Genomic DNA, 18,156 nt, shown 5'->3' on the forward strand with positions numbered 1-18,156 from the left:
TGCTCCTTGGTCGGTCAGTTCGTGTAGGTGTGGGGAATGCAGCGTCTGCCGGGGTCGTTACGCGCCTGGGCTTGGGCGGGTTCGGGCCGGGGTCCGTTCAGGCGGCGCTGCGGTTTCGAGAAAAGCGGCAAGTTCTGCCATGCCGCCGCCGGTTCCAGCGGGCGCGATGCCGAGTTCTTCTGCGGGCAGGCGCTGGCGGTTGATCCAGAAAGTCGTGCAGCCGAACCAGCCGGCGCCCGCGACGTCCCAGCCGTTCGACGAGACGAACACGATGTCGCGCGGCACCGCGCCGAATGCGGCCGTGCCGAGCGCGTAGGCCGCGGCGGCGGGCTTGTACGCGCGCACCGCATCGACGGAGAGGACGTGATCGAAGAGGCCGTTCATGCCCGCGCTCTTCACGGCGATGTCGAGCATCTGCGGATTGCCGTTCGAGAGGATGGCGAGGCCGGGGCGCGCGCCGTCGTCGCGCCCTTCGTGCATCTTGCGCAGACGCCGCAATACGGGCAGCGCGTCGGGAAACGCGGAGAGGCACGCGTACTCGTCCATCAGGCGCTTCTCGGCCGCGCCCGTCAACGCGAGATTCAGGCGCCGCGCCGCGTAGCGCAGCGCGTCGAGCGTGATGTCCCAGAACGGGCGGTAGCGCGCGCCGGCCGGGTCGGAGAGGGTGCGCAGTTGCGTGTATTCGATCTGCTTGAGGCGCCAGAGCTGCGAGAGCGCATCGCCGTGGCCGGGGAACATCTGCTCCGCGGCGGCGACGACCGAATGCACGTCGAACAACGTGCCGTACGCGTCGAATATCACTGCCTTGGGAAATCTCGCGGCGCCTTGTGTTGCGCCTTGTGCCGCGTTTTGTGCCGCGCTTTGTGCCGTTGTGGCCGACATCGCCTTGCACTCCATCTTCAGAGGTCGGGATGAATTGTATTCGTGAGTTACATCACTGAAAAAGGAGGCATTGATCACTTGATCTTTTACTTTTACCCACCTAATCTGACGATCTACGTGATCTTTGCCCACGATTTTTGCAGTCATTTCTCCACGTTCTTCTGCATGGACCGCTTCAAACAGATCGAGACCTTCGTCGCCGTGGCGGCCAAAGGCAGTCTTTCCTCCGCCGCCCAGGCCGAGGGGGTCGCACCCGCCATCATCGGGCGCCGCATTGACGCGCTCGAAGAGCGACTTGGCGTGAAGCTCTTTGTGCGCACCACGCGTCGCATCACGCTCACCTTCGAAGGCTCGGCGTTCCTCGAGGACTGCCAGCGGATCATCCATGATATGCAGAATGCGGAAGCGAGCGTGTCGGCGGGCGGGGTGAAGGCGAGCGGGCATCTGCGCGTGTCGGCGCCGGCGGGCTTCGGGCGCCGGCATGTCGCGCAGCTCGTGCCGGCGTTTACGGTCGCGCATCCAGACGTTTCGATCACGCTCGATCTTTCCGATCGTCTCGTCGATCTCGTCAACGAAGGCTTCGACTGCGCCGTGCGTCTGGGCGAGCTGCCCGACTCGTCGCTCGTCTCGCTCAAGCTCGGCGAGAACCGCCGCGTGTGCGTGGCGGCGCCCGAATACCTTTCGCGCCGGGGCGCGCCCGAAACGCTCGCCGATCTCACGCGCCACAACTGCCTCGCGCTCGGCGCGAGCAGCGCGAACCAGCAGCGCGGCTGGACCTTCCAGCAGGACGACAAGGTGGTGTCGATCCGCGTGGCGGGCACGATGGAATGCTCGGACGGCGCCGTGCTGCACGAATGGTGTCTCGACGGACACGGGCTGGCGTGGCGCTCCTGGTGGGAAGTCGGCGAGGACATTGCGGCAGGCCGGCTCGTCAGCGTGCTCGACGCGTTCGCGGCGCCGCCCATCGGTATTCATGCGGTATTTCCGCAGCGCCGCCATCTGCCGTTGCGCGTGCGTCTCTTTCTCGACTTTCTCAAGCATACGTACGGTCATCCGGGGTACTGGGGCCAGGACTGACGGCATCGCCGCGAGGCGCGTCTGCATATACGTCGGAAGCCCGAACCGCAGTCGGCGCATGAGCATGCACGGCGGATGCCCATGCGCCTTCCGTGGCTGGCTAAGTTGTCGTCGGCTTGTCGCCTTCTTCGGTAGCGAGACCGCTCGCTCCGGCGGGTGGCCGGATAACGGAGCGGGCCGGATCGTGTCCGGCCGCGCGCGGCCTCTTGCCTCTTCTCCCGATGGATTGCACGTTGCGCAGCGCCGACCGGCGCGTGCCGGTCTGGCAGATGTGCGTCACCGTGGTGGGCAACTGCGGCAGGCAACCGTGGACAACTGCAATGGCAACCCCACAGGCGCCGGCGGCCGGCGAGCCCCGCCAGGGACGCGCATGCCGGCCGCGGCGCTGCTGCTGCGGGTGGTCTTACGCCACCTTCTTGTCGAAGAACTGCTCGTCTTCCGTCGAACCGTGCAGGGCGGTCGTCGAGGCTTCGCGTTCGACCGTCTGCGTGACGGCGTCGAAGTAGCCCGTGCCCACTTCGCGCTGGTGCTTGACGGCGGTGAAGCCCTTTTCGGCCGCGGCGAACTCGGCCTGCTGCAGTTCGACGAATGCGCTCATGTTCTGGCGCGCATAGCCGTGCGCGAGGTTGAACATCGAGTAGTTCAGCGAGTGGAAGCCCGCGAGCGTGATGAACTGGAACTTGTAGCCCATCGAGCCCAGCTCGCGCTGGAACTTGGCGATCGTCGCATCGTCGAGGTTCTTCTTCCAGTTGAACGACGGCGAGCAGTTGTACGAGAGCAGCTTGCCCGGGAACTGCTTGTGGATCGCTTCCGCGAACTTCTTCGCGAACTCGAGATCGGGCTTGCCGGTTTCGCACCAGATCATGTCGGCGTACGGCGCATAGGCGAGACCGCGCGAGATCGACTGCTCGAGGCCATTGCGCGTGCGGAAGAAGCCTTCCACCGTGCGCTCGCCCGTGAGGAACGGCTTGTCGTTGTCGTCGATGTCGGACGTGACGAGGTCGGCGGCCTCCGCGTCGGTGCGGGCGAGCAGCACGGTCGGCACGCCGCAGACGTCGGCGGCGAGGCGCGCGGCCGTCAGTTTGGCGATGTTCTCGCGCGTCGGCACGAGCACCTTGCCGCCCATATGGCCGCACTTCTTCACCGAAGCGAGCTGGTCTTCGAAGTGCACGCCCGCGGCGCCTGCTTCGATCATCGCCTTCATCAGTTCGAACGCGTTCAGCACGCCGCCGAAGCCCGCTTCAGCGTCGGCCACGATCGGCTGGAAGAAGTCGGTGTAGCCTTCGTCGCCCGGGTTCTTGCCTTCCGACCACTGGATCTGGTCGGCGCGCGTGAGCGTGTTGTTGATGCGCTTGACCACTTGCGGCACCGAGTTGGCCGGGTAGAGCGACTGGTCCGGGTACATTTCGCCCGCGAGGTTGGCGTCGCCCGCGACTTGCCAGCCCGAGAGATAGATGGCCTTGAGGCCGGCCTTGACCTGCTGCATGGCCTGGTTGCCCGTGAGCGCGCCGAGCGCGTTGATGAACGGCTCGGTGTTCACGCCTTTCCAGAGCTTCTCCGCGCCGTTCTTTGCGAGCGTGTGCTCGGGCTGGATCGAGCCGCGCAGGCGCACCACGTCTTCAGCCGTGTAGTTGCGCTTGATGCCGTTCCAGCGCGGATCGGTTTCCCATTGCTGTTGAAGTTGCTTTGCTTGTTCCTGACGGGTCGACATGATGAACTCCTTCGTTTGCCTGATTGGTAGAACCGCTGAAAGTCGGCGACTTCTTCGGGGCGAGCGCCTGAGGTGGTTTCGGGCGCTTCGTTTCGTGAAGTCTTATATAAGAGTCTAGGCAAATCGGTCCCGCTGGGACAGGCGCTCAAGCAGCTTTTTCCGTGTTTTTTATTTCAATAAAATCAATTTCTTATGCTTTGTGTTTCACGATGAAAAACGCGGTTTTCCATATTGCAATGCGTGTTGTTGTGCCACGCAGCACGATTTTTTACGACGCAAAAAATTTTTCCGCATTATGAAATCTGTGCGGAGGCAAAAAAAGACCGGTGACGAAGCACCGGCCTTTTGTAGATCACTATCCAGGTGCGCCGAGGCGGCACCTGCGGATCAGGCGGAAATCAGCTATCGCGACGGGCGCCACGCGGACCGTCGTTGCGGCGCGCGCCATAGCCTTCGCGCGAGCGGCCGTAGCCGTCGCCACGCGGCTGGCCGTAGCCGCCGCGGTTGCCGCCTTCGCCGCGCGAGGCGCCCTGGCCGTCACGCGCACCATAGCCGCCGTCCCGCGACTGGCCGCCATAGCCGCCACGCGAGCCTTCGGACTTGCCTTGCCAGCCACCGCCGTTGCCGCCCTGGCCACCGTTGCCGCGGCTGCCATAGCCGCCGCCCGGCTTGCCGCCGTTGCCGAAGCGCCGGCCGTTACCGCCGCCGTTGCCGCCCGGACGGCCACGGCCGCCAAAGCCGCGATTGGCCGGCGGCGCCTTGCGCGGCTCGAACCCTTCGATCACGTTGACGGGCAGCGGCGAACGCACGAAGCGTTCGATGCGCTTGAGCGCGCCTTGCTCGGCATGATGCACGAGGCTCACTGCCACGCCCGAACGGCCCGCGCGGCCCGTACGGCCGATACGGTGCACGTAGTCTTCGGCGAACTTCGGCAGGTCGTAGTTGAAGACGTGCGTGATGCCGGGGATGTCGATGCCGCGCGCCGCGACGTCGGTTGCCACGAGCACGCGCACGCGGCGCTCGCGCAGCGCACGGATCGTGCGGTTACGCGCGCCTTGCGGCAGGTCGCCGTGCAGCGCGGCGGTTTCGAAGCCCGCGTCGGCGAGTTTGCCGGCCAGTTGGTCGGCGTCCATCTTGGTCGCTGTGAACACGATAGCCTGGTCCAGGCCCTCGGCGCGCAGCAGATGGTCGAGCAGGCGATCCTTGTGGTCGCGGTCGTCGACGTAATGCACGGTCTGCGCGATGTTCGAATTCGCTTCGACCTTGCGCACGATCTCGATACGCTCCGGATCCTTCAGCAGACGGCCCGTGATCGAGGCGATCTTGCCGTCGAGCGTGGCCGAGAACAGCATGGTCTGGCGCGACGCGGGCGTGGCGGCGACGATGGTCTCGATGTCGTCGATGAAGCCCATGTCCAGCATGCGGTCGGCTTCGTCGAGGACGAGCATCTTCAGTTCCGAGAGGTCGATGCGGCCGCGCTCGAGGTGATCGAGCAGACGGCCGGGCGTCGCGACGAGGATCTCGGGGTTCTTGGCGAGCAGCATGAGCTGCTGGCCGTAGGCCACGCCGCCGAGAATGCTCACGGTGCGCAGGCGGCGCAGATGCTTGCCGTAGGTCGAGGCGGCCGTGGTCACCTGCATGGCGAGTTCACGCGTCGGCGTGAGGACGAGGAGACCGGGGCGCGCGACCGGTTGCGGACGGCGCTGGCGGCGATCGCCTTCGCCTTGTTGACCTTGCGGGCGCGGCTCGCGCGGCTGGGCGGCCTGGGCCTTCTGGATCTGCGCAAAGCGCTCGATCGCGGGCAGCATGAAGGCGGCGGTCTTGCCCGAACCGGTCGGGCTCGAAACCAGCAGATCGCGGCCGGCGATGGCCGCGGGGATGGCGCGTTGCTGCACCGGCGTCGGCGCTTTGTAGCCCGCCGCCGTCAGCGCGGAGACGATCTCCGGCGACAGGCCGAGCGACGCGAACGTCGGGCCCTCGGGGGTGTCGGCGGCTTGCGCGGGCGCGTCAGCGGCGTCGAGACCGAGTGCTTCGTTGGCGATTGCGTCGAGAGGGCTTTGGGTAATGCTCGAAGTCATGAAAATCCTTGGTGAAACAGGAAATAGAACGTCGGCGCCAATCGGCATACCCAAGTCGTCGGATTTTGCGAACAAATCGAAAAACGGGGGCAATCCACCACTGCGGCGGATTTTCGTTAGAAGCTGTTTCGAATGCGGCGCACCGAAATTGGTTTGCCGCCAGCCTGATACATGACGACCTCTATATGGAAGAGGCCAAGGCAGGAGGGGACAGGTTCTAAACTGGATTGGAGCTTAACGCTACGAGGCGCTTTGTTGGCCTGCCTCAGCGGGGCTGAGGGGCGCAAAACACAGCGCAGCGCGCATTATAGCGGATTTTGTTGCGCTGCGCCAGAGCCGTATACGCGAGGGGGCTTGCGCGCACCGATGAACGGTGGCAAGCGGCTCGCCGGCCGTGGCGCGCTGCCTCTCGCGGTTCTTAGCTCGCCGTGCCGTTCTTGAGGGATTCGACGAGTTCGGCGTACTGCGCTTTCGCGACGTCCTGTGCCGTGCCTTGCAGCGCGGCCCAGGCTTCGTATTTGTATTTGCCGACGATGTCGGTGAAGCCGGGCTTGTCGCCGTGGACATCGCCGTCGGTCGCCTGCTTGAAAAGCGCATAGAGACGCAGCAGCGTCAGATTGCCGGGGCGTTCCGGCAGTTGCTGCACGTCGGTCTGGGCCTGCTCGAAACGGGCGCCTACGTCCGTCATGTCGCTCATTGTTTTTTCCTCCACTGATTTTTTAACGGGAACCGCGCGCCGATGGTAGCAGTGCATACTGGCAGGCGGCTGGAGCGATTCCTCCAGAGATCGGCAGGAACTGCGGTCGAGGCCTCGCGATCGCCGGCGGCGGGTCGCACTTCGTTCGCACGGATCGTGCCCGGCCTGGGAGAGCCGGGGGCGCGGCATTACAATAGCGGTCATGACCGACATCGTGCTGCTTGCCCTCGATACCTCGACCGAATTCTGCTCGGTCGCGCTGTTGCACGCCGTGGCCCCTGGCGACGGCAACCGCCTTTCCGATCCTTGCGCCGAAGTGGCCGTGTGGGTGCGCCACGAGGCCACAGGCGCCGTGTCCAGTACGCGCCTTTTGCCGGCGATCGGCGAAGTGCTGGCCGAAGCCGGACTCACGCTCGCGGACTGCGATGCGATCGCCTTCGGCTCGGGCCCCGGCTCGTTCACGGGGCTGCGCACGGCGACGGGCGTCGCGCAGGGGCTCGCATTCGGGCTCGACATTCCCGTGGTGCCCGTGGGTACGCTGCTTGTCTGCGCCGAGCGCGCGCGGCTGCACGATCCCGCGGCAACGCGCGTGCTCGCCGTGCTCGACGCGCGCATGGACGAGGCCTACTGGGCCGAATACGAGTGGGACGCGGCGGCGAGCGACTGGCGTATGCTGCAGCCCGCGTCGCTCGACGCACCGGAGCGCATCGCCACGCCCGCCGCGCCGTTCACGCTGGCGGGCAACGCCGCGGCGGCGTTCGGTACGCGCCTTCCGGCCGCCGCCGCGGCCCGCTCGATCGACGCCGAGGCGCTGCCCCACGCGCTGCCGCTCGCGCACGCCGCGCTGCGCGCGTTTCGCGCGGGCCGCACGCTGCGCGCCGACGAAGCGGCGCCTGAATACGTCCGCAACAAGGTCGCGCAGACCACGGCCGAGCGGCTCGCCGCCAAGGCGTCGGGCGAGGGCAGTCGATGAGCGGTGTGCTGATGACCGACCGCTACCTGTCGCCGATGACCGAGAGCGATCTCGACGAGGTCGCCGTCATCGAAAAGTCCGCTTACGAGTTTCCGTGGTCGCGCGGCAACTTCGAAGATTCCCTGCGCAACGGCTATTTCGGCGTGTGCATGCGCCACGTGACTGGCACGCTGATCGGCTATTGCGTCCTGATGCCGGTGGTGGACGAGATGCATCTGCTGAATCTGTGTGTTGCGCCCGCCGCGCAGGGAGCCGGTGCCGGGCTCACGCTCCTGCGCGAGGCCGTGCGGATGGCGCATGCGGAACGGCTGGAAGGGCTGCTGCTCGAAGTGCGGCCTTCGAACTATCGGGCGATACGCCTCTACGAGCAATTCGGCTTCGTGACCATCGGGCGCCGCAAGAACTACTATCCGGCGCGGCATCACACCCGCGAGGACGCGATCGTGATGCGTTTTTCTTTTGCAGAGGAGGGCGCGGATGGCGCTCGATGAGTTCGCGCTGGCAGAGTTGGGATTGTCGCCGCGCTGGGTGAGCAAAGGGGCGCGGACGACGCCCGGCGAGACGGCGCCGGCCAGCGGCGAAACGCCGTTGTCTCAGGTCACCGGGACGGCTGTCGTGCCTGCGCAGCCGGAAACGGCGCCCGAACCGCTCGCCGCGGTGGAGTCGGACGTCGCTGCGCCCGCACGGCCCGAAGTCCGCATACCGGATCCCGTGTCGCCGCGGGATTCCGCTGTCGAGGCTCGCGAACCGGCCGCGCAGTCCGCCGACACACACGCCGCGCGAGCCGCACAGGCGCCCGACGAGCCGCCGCCGCTCACCGAGGACGACTTCGCCTGGTTCGACGCCGCGCCCGTATCGGCCGAGCCGTCTGCCCGGCCACCCGCACCTGGCAATGACGTGGCGACGCTGGACTGGGACAGCCTGGCCGAGCGCGTCGCCGGCTGCACGCGCTGCCGGCTGTGCGAGAAGCGCACGAACACGGTGTTCGGCGTCGGCAATCGCGAAGCGGACTGGATGGTGATCGGCGAAGCGCCGGGCGAGAACGAGGACCGTCAGGGCGAGCCGTTCGTGGGGCAGGCGGGCAAGCTGCTCGACAACATGCTGCGCGCGCTTGCGCTCTCGCGCGTCGAGAACGTCTATATCGCGAACGTGCTCAAGTGCCGCCCGCCCGGCAACCGCAATCCGGAACCGGACGAAGTCGCGCGCTGCGAGCCTTACCTCAAGCGTCAGGTCGCGCTCGTCAAGCCGAAGATCATCATCGCCATGGGCCGCTTCGCCGCGCAGAGCCTGCTGAAGTCCGAGGGCAGTATCGCTTCGATGCGCGGGCGCGTGCACGAGTACGAAGGCGTGCCCGTGATCGTGACCTACCACCCCGCGTATCTGCTGCGCAGCCTGCAGGACAAGTCGAAGGCGTGGGCCGATCTCTGCCTCGCGCGCGACACCTGGCGCGCGGCCGGCGGCGGCCAGTGAACGTTTCGCCGCTCGCGGACGACCCCGGCAGCATCGTCGCCGGCCGTCTCGACGGGCTGACCGATCCAGCAGTGCGCGATCTTGCGTGGCTGCTCTTTAGTCCCGGTTTACTGCGCGAACAGCTTCCGCTCGCACCGCTTGCCACGCCGTGGGCGCATGCCGACGAGGCGCTCGCGGCGGCGCGCTGGCTCTCCCGGCTCGACCGCGATCCGGCGCCGTTGCGCGATGCGCTCGAGCGCGCCCATCTCACGCGTCTTGGCCGCTATGCCGAGGCCTTGCTCGGCTGGTTCCTGGCATTCGGCCCGGCGGCGCGGCTCGTTGCGGCAAGCGTGCCGCTGCGACAAGCGGGGCGCACGCTCGGCGAGTGCGACTTTCTCCTCGAGAGTTCGGAGGGAAGGCGGCTGCACTGGGAACTGGCGGTCAAGTGCTACCTGCACGCAGGCGGCCCCGATGCCATGCTTGCGGATTTCGTCGGCCCCAATCTGCGCGATCGCTTCGACCGCAAACGCGCGCACCTCGTGAACCGTCAGATGCGGCTTAGCGCCAGCGAGGAATTCGCGTCGCTCGGCTACGCGGGGCCCTGGCTAGCGCAGATGTTCGTGAAGGGCTGGCTCTTCTACCGTGAAGGTGCGGGCGCGCAGGTCGTGCAGGGCGAACCGCCCGAACTCGCGCCGGACCATGCGCGCGGCTGGTGGGTCACGCGTTCGGACTGGCCGGCATTCGCAGCACAACAGCGCGCCGCCGGCTGGAGCGAGTTGCCGCGCCTCGCGTGGCTTGCGCCAAGGCGGCTCGATGTGCGGCGGGCAGGGGCGGTAGAAGGGGCTGGCGAGACGCCGGTAGAGGGTACGGCGGCTGGCGGTCCGAGTGGTCCGGGCGCCGTTGCGCCGCCTGTCGATCCCGACGTCCTGTTCGATCACGTACTCCGTCGCGACGAACCAGTGATGGTCGTTGCATTTGCCGCCAACGGTGCGGCCGGCTATGCCGAGCAGTCGCGCGGTTTCATCGTCCCCGACGACTGGCCGGCGCGCGCGCAAGCCTTCGCGCGCGATTGACGATTGACGGGCGGCGCATCGCGCGCCGCCGCTCACCACCAGCGATGGAAGTGATGCACGGGCCCGACGCCATGCCCGACGTCGAGGCGTTCGCTCGCTTCGAGCGCGCCTGTGAGGTATTGCTTGGCGTCCGCGACGGCCTCGGCGAGGCTCGCGCGCTGCGGCCACAAGGCCGCGATTGCGGAAGACAGCGTGCAGCCGGTGCCGTGCGTATTGGTCACCGGCACGCGCCGGCCGGCCAGGCGCAGCGTGCCGTTTTCCTCGATGAGCCAGTCGGGGCTGTCCGCGCCGCCCAGATGGCCGCCCTTCATGAGCACCGCTTGCGCGCCGAGCGCGCGCAGGGCCTCGCCTTGCTCGACCATCGCGGTCTCGTCGGCGGCCGGTGCGGTGCCGAGCAGCGCCGCGGCTTCGGGCAGGTTCGGCGTGACGACGCCCGCGAGCGGCAGCAATGCCTCGCGCAGTGCCGCCACGGCTTCGGGCGCTAGCAGTGCATGGTTGCTCTTCGAGATCATGACCGTGTCGAGCACGACGCGCTCCGGCCGATGGCGGCGCAGCGCGTCGGCCACGGCGCGCACGATGGGCGCGTTGGCCAGCATGCCGATCTTCACGGCGTCGATGCGGATGTCCTCGAAGACGGCGTCGAGTTGCGCCGTGACGAATGCCGGATCGGGCGCGTGGATGGCCGTGACGCCGCGCGTGTTCTGCGCGGTGAGCGCGGTGATGACGCTTGCGCCATACGCGCCGAGCGCCGAGAACGCCTTGAGGTCGGCCTGGATGCCTGCGCCGCCGCCCGAATCGGAGCCGGCGATCGTGAGGACGTTGGGAATCGATGAGGTCATGGCAGCGTGAAAGACGGGCACGGCGCGCGCCGCGTGGCGCACGCACGGAATGGATGAATCAGGGCAGTCAGTGCCCGTGATTTTCGCCGATCAGCGCGACCGAGTCGAACGCGCGCTGATTGGCCTGGTGGCGGCGCATCACGAGCCACATCATGAGACAGACGAAGGTGCCGAACAGCACGATCACGATGGTCACTGGCACGTCGAGCCAGACGAGCACGGCATAGAGGCAGAGCATGACGAGCACCGAAAGGTTCTCGTTGAAATTCTGCACGGCGATGGAGTGACCCGCGGAAAGCAGGACGTGGCCGCGGTGCTGCAGGAGCGCATTCATCGGTACGACGAAATAGCCCGAGAGGCCGCCGACGACCATCAGGAAGAGATAGGCGAACAGCAGGTAGCCGGAGACGTGCAGATGGCCGAGACGCAGGCCCCAGTGCGGCGGAAACAGGTTGCGCGTGTAGAAGGCCATGAGCATGACGGCGATGCCCATGATGATGCCGACGGGCAGCACGGAAAGCGACTTCTTGAGCGGCACGCGCGCGGCGGCGATCACCGCTCCCACGGCGACGCCCGCGGCGACGACCGCCTGCAGGATCGCGCCTTCCGAGAGCGACATGCCGAGCGATACCTCGGCCCACTTGAGCACGATGAACTGGAGCGTGGCGCCCGCGCCCCAAAAGAGCGTCGTGACGGCGAGAGAGATCTGTCCGAGCTTGTCGCGCCAGAGGATCTGGAAGCAGTCGGCGAAATCGGTGATGAGACGGATGGGGCCGTGTTCCTGGCGCGGATAGCGGGCGCCGGTGTCGGGAATGCGCAGATTGAAGAGGGCGGCGATGACATAGATGGCCATGATCACAAGCATCGCGGCTTCGGCGGGGGTATTGACCCAGGCGGGCGTATGTTTGATGACGTGCGAGGCGATGTGAGGACTGATGAGCGCGCCGCCCAAAACCGTGCCGAGGATGATCGAGCCGACTGTCGTGCCCTCGATCCAGCCATTTGCAGCGACCAGCCGCTCCGGCGGAAGTAATTCAGTCAAGATTCCGTACTTGGCCGGCGAATAGGCCGCAGCGCCAAAGCCGACCACGCCGTAAGCGAATAGCGGATGCGTACCGGCCAGCATCGTGGCGCAGCCGATTACCTTGATCGTGTTCGTGATGAACATCACGCGGCCCTTGGGGCGCGAATCGGCGAAGGCGCCGACGAAAGCGGCCAGAACAACGTAGGAAAGGACAAAGAACAGCTTGAGCAGCGGCGTCATCCAGTTCGGGGCCTGGAGATCTTTCAGCAGTGCAATTGCAGCGATCAGGAGCGCATTGTCGGCCAACGACGAAAAAAACTGCGCGGCCATGATGGTGTAAAAGCCTTTTTTCATCTGATGCGATGCTGTCCTCGCTGCGGTCCGTCCGCCCCGGACGGGTGGGAGGCATCCGGGCTTATTACGTTCGAAATGGGTTGTGCGCAGGGCTTTATATCATGAAAATAGCTGGGTTCGGACTAGCAGATTCCTTGACGGCCCGGCGCGCCCGGCCTTCCAGGTGCTGAAAACGCACTGTAAGCTCCTGATTCGAAAGCGTCTTTACGAAAATCTCCCATGCCTCGCCCCCTTTCCGCCACGATTCACACCGCCGCACTCGCCAACAATCTCGCCGTCGTCCGCCGATACGCCCCCAAGTCGAAAATCTGGGCCGTGGTCAAGGCCAATGCCTACGGGCACGGGCTCGCCCGTGCATTCCCGGGCCTGCGCGCCACGGACGGCTTCGGCCTGCTGGATCTGGAAGAAGCGGCGAAGCTGCGCGAGCTGGGCTGGGCGGGGCCGATCCTGCTGCTGGAAGGCTTTTTCCGGCCTACCGACATCGACGTGATCGACCGTTACAGCCTCACCACGGTCGTGCATTCCGACGAGCAGATGCGCATGCTCGAAATGGCGCGGCTGTCCAAGCCGGTCAACGTGCAGCTCAAGATGAACAGCGGCATGAACCGGCTCGGCTATACGCCGGAGAAATACCGCGCGGCATGGGAGCGGGCGCGCGCCTGTCCCGGCATCGGCCAGATCACGCTGATGACGCATTTCGCCGACGCCGATACGCCGTGCGGCATCGGCGAGCAGATGGAGGCGTTCGAGCGCGGGGCCCAAGGCATTGCCGGTGCGCGCAGCCTCGCGAACTCGGCAGCGACGCTCTGGCATCCGGCCGCCCATTTCGACTGGGTGCGGCCCGGCATCGTTCTTTATGGAGCTTCGCCTTCGGGCGCGGCTTCGGCCATCGACGGCATTGGCCTGCAGCCCGCCATGACGCTTGCCTCCGAGCTGATCGGCACGCAAAACATCGCCGAGGGCCAGACTGTCGGGTACGGCTCGATTTTCACGGCGCGCAAGCCGATGCGCATCGGGATCGTGGCGTGCGGCTACGCCGACGGCTATCCGCGCATCGCGCCCGAAGGCACGCCCGTGATCGTCGAAGGCGTGCGCACGCGGGTGGTCGGGCGTATCTCGATGGACATGCTCACCGTCGACCTGACGCCGGTGCCGAACGCGGGCGTTGGTGCGCGCGTGGAACTCTGGGGAACGAACCTGCCGATCGACGACGTCGCGCAGGCCTGCGGCACGGTTGGCTACGAGCTGATGTGCGCGGTCGCGCCGCGCGTGCCGGTGCGGGCGGAATAAGCGTGGCGACCCGAAGCATGGCGAAGGTCAAGACACTGTATACGTGTACCGAGTGTGGCGGGCAAGCGCCGAAATGGCAGGGGCAATGCCCCGCGTGCGGGGCCTGGAACACGCTCGTGGAGAGCATTGCCGAACCGGCGGGCGGCCATCGCTTCCAGTCGCTCGCGAAGAGCGCGCCGGTGCGCCGTCTCGCCGACATCGAGGCGTCCGACGTACCGCGTTTCACCACCGGCGTCGGAGAGTTCGACCGCGTGCTGGGCGGGGGGCTCGTCGCGGGCGGCGTCGTGCTGATCGGCGGGGACCCCGGCATCGGCAAATCGACGCTGCTGCTGCAATCGCTGGCGCAGATCGCGGCAGAACGCCGCGCGCTCTATGTGAGCGGCGAAGAATCGGCGGCGCAGATTGCGCTGCGAGCACAACGGCTCGCGCTGCTCGATCCCGGTTCGAAGGCGAGCGAGCTGCAACTGCTCGCCGAAATCCAGCTGGAAAAAATCCAGGCGACCATCGAGGCCGAGAAGCCCGACGTCGCGGTGATCGACTCGATCCAGACCATCTACTCCGAGGCGCTGACTTCGGCGCCCGGCTCCGTCGCGCAGGTGCGCGAGTGCGCGGCGCAGCTCACGCGCATCGCGAAGCAGTCGGGTACGGCCATCATCATGGTCGGGCACGTCACGAAGGAGGGCAACCTCGCCGGGCCGCGCGTTCTCGAGCACATTGTCGACACCGTGTTGTACTTCGAGGGCGATACGCACTCGTCGTTTCGCCTCGTGCGCGCGTTCAAGAACCGCTTCGGCGCGGTCAACGAGCTCGGCGTGTTCGCCATGACCGAGCGCGGCCTGCGTGGTGTCGCGAATCCTTCGGCGCTATTTCTTTCGCAGCACGAACAGAGCGTGCCGGGGTCGTGCGTGCTCGTGACCCAGGAGGGCTCGCGGCCGCTGCTGGTCGAAGTGCAGGCGCTCGTGGATACCGCCCACGTGCCCAATCCGCGGCGTCTTGCGGTCGGACTCGAGCAGAACCGGCTCGCGTTGCTGCTCGCCGTGCTGCATCGGCATGCGGGCATTGCCTGCTTCGATCAGGATGTGTTCCTCAATGCGGTGGGCGGCGTCAAGATTACCGAACCGGCTGCCGACCTCGCCGTGCTGCTCGCGATTCACTCGTCGATGCGTAACAAGCCGTTGCCGAAGGGCCTGATCGTTTTTGGCGAAGTCGGCCTCGCGGGCGAGATCCGGCCCTCGCCGCGCGGACAGGACCGTCTGAAGGAAGCGGCGAAGCTCGGATTCTCGTGTGCGCTGATTCCGCGCGCCAATGCACCGAAGCAGCCGATCGATGGTTTACAGGTGGTTGCCGTCGAGCGCATCGAAGAGGCGATCGACAAGGTCCGCACGCTGGAATGAACCGGGGGCGCGGCACGGCCAGGAAAAGGCATTTTCCGTGAACTGGCGCGTAATGATTAGTAACAACCCTGGTACACACTGTAACCTGGTCGATTTCCTATTTGCCTATCCTTGGCCGCATGTTCAACCCGCGTCCATGCGGAAAGGATGGCGTCTTGAAACAGACTGAGATGTCCGCCGGCGATCATTCGATCGTCGTACGCGGCTGCCGGGTTTCCGAGCCGCTCATGCAACCTTGGGGCAGCACTTGCCGCATCGTCGAGTGGATCGACAGCGACGGGCGCATTTCGCGCCGCGTGGTGGCCGGGAACGTCACTGCTGCACAGGTGCGCAGCACCATTGCGCATCACGTGGAAGGCCGCAAGCACGTACTCTACGACGACGAACGCGCGCCGCGGCAAACGCTGCCGCGACGCTAGCCGAAAAATGGGCGCCTTGTGCGCCCATTTCGTTTTTGTTGGCCAGTCCGGCGCCTAGCCCCAGGGACCATAGGTGAACGGCTTGTTGCCGCCAGGGCTTCCCGCGCCTGCGCCCGACGATTCTACTGCGGCGCCCGTCGCTCTCTGGCCGATAGCGCCTTGCTGCGGCTTCGGCACGCCTGAAGCGAGCACGGCGTTCGCTGCCAGGGCCTGTTGCAGCACCTCGGGATTGAAGAGCGGATGCCTGGCCGCTTCGCCTGGCGTGAGAACCGGCGTGGTGCAGCAGTCGATTGGTTCGAGCCGGTCGATCCAGACCTGCAACGGCTCCGCTTCAATGATCGCGGCGAGCTCACGCGTGAGTGCCGCCGCGTCCGTGCCGCCAATCGCCTGCCCCAGACTCCAGTGCCGTTCGAGCCAGTCCTCGCGGTCGAGCGCCTTGCAGAGCGCCTGCCAGAATTTCAGTTCCAGCGCGCCAACCGCGAGCCAGCGGCCGTCCCGGGTACGGTAGAGGTTGTAGCAGGGCACGCCGCCATTGAGCAGGCCGCCGCCGGGCTGAAGGGCGGCCGCGTCGTCGTTGGCGAGCGCGACCTGGGCGACCACGTTGTACGCGTAGCTGGCGTGTGCCATCGAGACGTCGATGAAGCGGCCGGTACCGCCTCGCGCGACCTGCCAGAGCGCCGCGAGAATCTGGGTGACCGCGCTGAGCGCGCCGCCCAGCAGGTCGGCGATCTGGAAGTTCGGCAGCGCGGGCGCGCCGTCGCGTCCTGCCAACTGGTCGAGCACGCCCGCATAACCGATGTAGTTCAGGTCGTGTCCGGCTCGGTCCGCAAACGGACTCCCGGCGCCATAGCCGCTGATCGCGCAGTAGACGAGCTTCGGGTTGATGGCGTTGAGCGCTTCGTAACCGACACCCAGCCGCGTCATCACGCCGGGCCGGAAGCTCTCGACGAGCACGTCGGCGTCACGCGCGAGCGCGAGCAGCACCGCGCGCCCGGCTTCGGACTTCAGGTCGAGCCGCGTTTCGCGCTTGCCGCGATTGACGAGGCGGTAGAACGCACCGGGGCGCGCGGCCACTTCGTCGGCGGCGCTCTGCATCATCACGCGGGCGGCGTCGCCGGCACCGGGCGGCTCGATCTTCAGCACGTCCGCGCCCATCTCGGCGAGCCGCAACGTGGCGACCGGGCCGGGCAGCAGCATGGTCAGATCAAGGACGCGTAGGCCCTGCAATGCGGCGGGTGACGACACTCATCTCTCCTTGGCGGGGCGGCATGCGCGCCGCGGCTAACCGATCTGCTCCAGCTCTTCGTGTGCGTCGAGCCATTCGGCTTCCAGCGTGTCGAGTCGCGACTGGACTTCGGCCTGACGGCGGATCGCGTCGGTCAGGCGCGTCTTCTGGTTGGGCTCGTAACTGGCGGGGTCGGCGACGAAGGCGTCCAGCGTACCCTTTTCCGTGTTGAGCACGTCCATTTCCTTTTCGATCTTGCCGATCTTCGCCTGCAACGGCTTCTTCAGATGCGCGAGCTTCTGACGCGTTTCCGCCTCCTGGCGGCGTTGTTCTTTGCGGTTGACGCCAGCATCCGCCGCGCCTTCGCCCGCTGCGTCCTTGAGCGCCGCGCGTTGTTCGGCGGCATGCTGGAGCAGCCAGTCGCGGTAGTCGTCGAGATCGCCGTCGAAGGGTTGCAGACGGTGTTTCGCGACCAGCATGAACTGGTCCGTGGTGGCGCGCAACAGATGCCGGTCGTGCGAGACGAGGATCAGCGTGCCTTCGAACTGCGCGAGCGCCATCGTCAGCGCGTGGCGCGTTTCGAGGTCGAGGTGGTTGGTCGGTTCGTCGAGCAGCAGCAGGTTCGGCTTCTGCCAGATGATCAACGCGAGCGCGAGGCGCGCTTTTTCGCCGCCCGAGAACGGCGCGATAGGTGCCGTCGCCATCTCGCCCGGGAAGTTGAAGCCGCCGAGAAAGTCGCGCAGTTCCTGCTCGCGCGTGTCGGGCGCGAGGCGCGCGAGATGCTGGAGCGGGGAGTCGTCCGGGCGCAGCGTTTCAAGCTGGTGCTGCGCGAAATAGCCGATCTGCAGACCCTTGCCCGTGCGCAACTCGCCCGAAAGCGATGCGAGCGTGCCCGCGAGCGTCTTGATGAGCGTGGACTTGCCCTGGCCGTTGGCGCCGAGGAGGCCGATGCGCTGGCCGCTCTGGATCGACAGCGAGACCTGCTCGACGATGGGCGTCTCGCCGCCGTCTTCGGCGCGGTAGCCGCAGCGCACGTCTTCCATCACGAGCATCGGGTTCGGCGCGGAGTCGGGCGTGCGGAACTCGAAGGTGAACGGCGAACTCGCGTGCGCCGGCGCGATCAGCTCCATCTTCTCCAGCGCCTTGACGCGGCTTTGCGCCTGGCGCGCCTTGGTGGCCTTCGCCTTGAAGCGGTCGATGAAGCTCTGCAGATGTGCGACGGTTCTCTGCTGCTTTTCGTAGGCGTTCTGCTGGAGCGCGAGCTGCTGTGCGCGCAGGATTTCGAATTGCGAGTAGTTGCCGCCGTAACGCTTGATCTGCTGGTTCTCCAGATGGAGCGTCACGTTGCAGATCGAATCGAGAAATTCGCGGTCGTGCGAGATCACGACGAGCGTGCCCGGATAGCGATGCAGCCAGTCTTCCAGCCAGACGATCGCGTCGAGGTCGAGGTGGTTCGTGGGTTCGTCGAGCAGCAGCAGGTCGGAGCGGCACATCAGCGCCTGGGCGAGGTTCAGGCGCATGCGCCAGCCGCCCGAGAAGCTCGCGACCGGCGCGCGCGTTTGTTCCAGCGTGAAGCCGAGGCCGAGCAGCAGGGCTTCGGCTCGTGCCGGGGCGGTATAGCCGTCGGCGTCGGCGAACGCGGCGTGCGCTTCGGCTTCGGCCGCGCCGTCG

General features: G+C 66.5%; 16 protein-coding genes. 8 read left to right on the forward strand and 8 right to left on the reverse strand.

Annotated features, from left to right (window positions below):
• Positions 1-57 precede the first annotated feature (57 nt).
• A complete protein-coding gene (locus V8683_RS26695; RefSeq protein ID WP_411189755.1) occupies positions 58-882 on the reverse strand; it encodes a haloacid dehalogenase type II in 825 nt (274 codons plus the stop codon).
• 165 nt (positions 883-1,047) lie between these two features.
• Between V8683_RS26695 and V8683_RS26700 the strand changes: the two genes are divergently transcribed.
• Complete coding sequence (locus tag V8683_RS26700) at positions 1,048-1,959, forward strand: LysR family transcriptional regulator (protein WP_411190560.1); 912 nt, start codon at positions 1,048-1,050, stop codon at positions 1,957-1,959.
• A 403-nt stretch (positions 1,960-2,362) separates the two neighbouring features.
• Here the strand turns inward: V8683_RS26700 and aceA are convergent, their stop codons facing one another.
• The 3 genes from aceA to V8683_RS26715 form a co-directional block, all read right to left on the reverse strand.
• Positions 2,363-3,670 carry an isocitrate lyase gene (aceA, locus tag V8683_RS26705; RefSeq protein WP_411189754.1) on the reverse strand — a complete coding sequence of 436 codons (1,308 nt, stop codon included), beginning with the start codon at positions 3,668-3,670 and terminating at the stop codon, positions 2,363-2,365.
• Between the two features lie 398 nt (positions 3,671-4,068).
• Positions 4,069-5,748, reverse strand: a complete 1,680-nt coding sequence (locus tag V8683_RS26710) for a DEAD/DEAH box helicase (protein WP_411189753.1) — start codon at positions 5,746-5,748, stop codon at positions 4,069-4,071.
• Between the two features lie 418 nt (positions 5,749-6,166).
• On the reverse strand, positions 6,167-6,436 hold the full coding sequence (locus V8683_RS26715) for an acyl-CoA-binding protein (RefSeq protein ID WP_411190559.1): 270 nt from the start codon (positions 6,434-6,436) through the stop codon (positions 6,167-6,169).
• 211 nt (positions 6,437-6,647) lie between these two features.
• On the opposite strand from V8683_RS26715, the gene tsaB reads away from it, so the two are divergent.
• From tsaB to V8683_RS26735, 4 genes are read left to right on the forward strand one after another with little or no spacing between them, the layout of a single operon-like run.
• Positions 6,648-7,418: a tRNA (adenosine(37)-N6)-threonylcarbamoyltransferase complex dimerization subunit type 1 TsaB gene (gene tsaB, locus V8683_RS26720; RefSeq protein ID WP_411189752.1), complete on the forward strand. Its 771-nt coding sequence runs from the start codon at positions 6,648-6,650 to the stop codon at positions 7,416-7,418.
• Entirely contained in the window at positions 7,415-7,909 is a 495-nt protein-coding gene (gene rimI / locus V8683_RS26725) for a ribosomal protein S18-alanine N-acetyltransferase (protein ID WP_411189751.1), read from the forward strand. The genes tsaB and rimI overlap by 4 nt, the downstream gene beginning before the upstream one ends.
• The gene (locus tag V8683_RS26730) at positions 7,896-8,888 is read left to right on the forward strand and encodes a uracil-DNA glycosylase (protein ID WP_411189750.1); all 993 of its coding nucleotides are present in this window, start codon (positions 7,896-7,898) and stop codon (positions 8,886-8,888) included. Before rimI ends, V8683_RS26730 begins: the two co-directional genes overlap by 14 nt.
• On the forward strand, positions 8,885-9,940 hold the full coding sequence (locus V8683_RS26735) for a DUF1853 family protein (protein ID WP_411189749.1): 1,056 nt from the start codon (positions 8,885-8,887) through the stop codon (positions 9,938-9,940). The genes V8683_RS26730 and V8683_RS26735 overlap by 4 nt, the downstream gene beginning before the upstream one ends.
• Before the next feature lie 32 nt (positions 9,941-9,972).
• On the opposite strand, the gene thiD is transcribed toward V8683_RS26735, so the two are convergent.
• Together thiD and lplT are read right to left on the reverse strand one after the other, a co-directional pair.
• The gene (gene thiD / locus V8683_RS26740; protein ID WP_411189748.1) at positions 9,973-10,779 is read right to left on the reverse strand and encodes a bifunctional hydroxymethylpyrimidine kinase/phosphomethylpyrimidine kinase; all 807 of its coding nucleotides are present in this window, start codon (positions 10,777-10,779) and stop codon (positions 9,973-9,975) included.
• A gap of 67 nt (positions 10,780-10,846) precedes the next feature.
• Positions 10,847-12,157 (reverse strand): lysophospholipid transporter LplT, encoded by a 1,311-nt coding sequence (gene lplT / locus V8683_RS26745; protein ID WP_411189747.1) that lies wholly within the window; start codon positions 12,155-12,157, stop codon positions 10,847-10,849.
• Positions 12,158-12,376: 219 nt separating this feature from the next.
• On the opposite strand from lplT, the gene alr reads away from it, so the two are divergent.
• The 3 genes from alr (at position 12,377) to V8683_RS26760 (ending at position 15,260) form a co-directional block, all read left to right on the forward strand.
• Positions 12,377-13,447, forward strand: coding sequence for an alanine racemase (gene alr / locus V8683_RS26750; RefSeq protein ID WP_411189746.1), 1,071 nt, complete (start codon positions 12,377-12,379; stop codon positions 13,445-13,447).
• 17 nt (positions 13,448-13,464) lie between these two features.
• A complete protein-coding gene (radA, locus tag V8683_RS26755; RefSeq protein ID WP_411190558.1) occupies positions 13,465-14,841 on the forward strand; it encodes a DNA repair protein RadA in 1,377 nt (458 codons plus the stop codon).
• 170 nt (positions 14,842-15,011) lie between these two features.
• Complete coding sequence (locus V8683_RS26760; protein ID WP_156954313.1) at positions 15,012-15,260, forward strand: DUF2866 domain-containing protein; 249 nt, start codon at positions 15,012-15,014, stop codon at positions 15,258-15,260.
• Positions 15,261-15,314: 54 nt separating this feature from the next.
• Here the strand turns inward: V8683_RS26760 and V8683_RS26765 are convergent, their stop codons facing one another.
• A complete protein-coding gene (locus V8683_RS26765; protein ID WP_411190557.1) occupies positions 15,315-16,487 on the reverse strand; it encodes a CaiB/BaiF CoA transferase family protein in 1,173 nt (390 codons plus the stop codon).
• Positions 16,488-16,541: 54 nt separating this feature from the next.
• Positions 16,542-18,156 (reverse strand): ATP-binding cassette domain-containing protein (locus V8683_RS26770; RefSeq protein ID WP_462880697.1); only part of this gene is annotated, 1,615 nt, incomplete at its 5' end.

This window comes from Paraburkholderia sp. AV2, assembly GCF_054968425.1.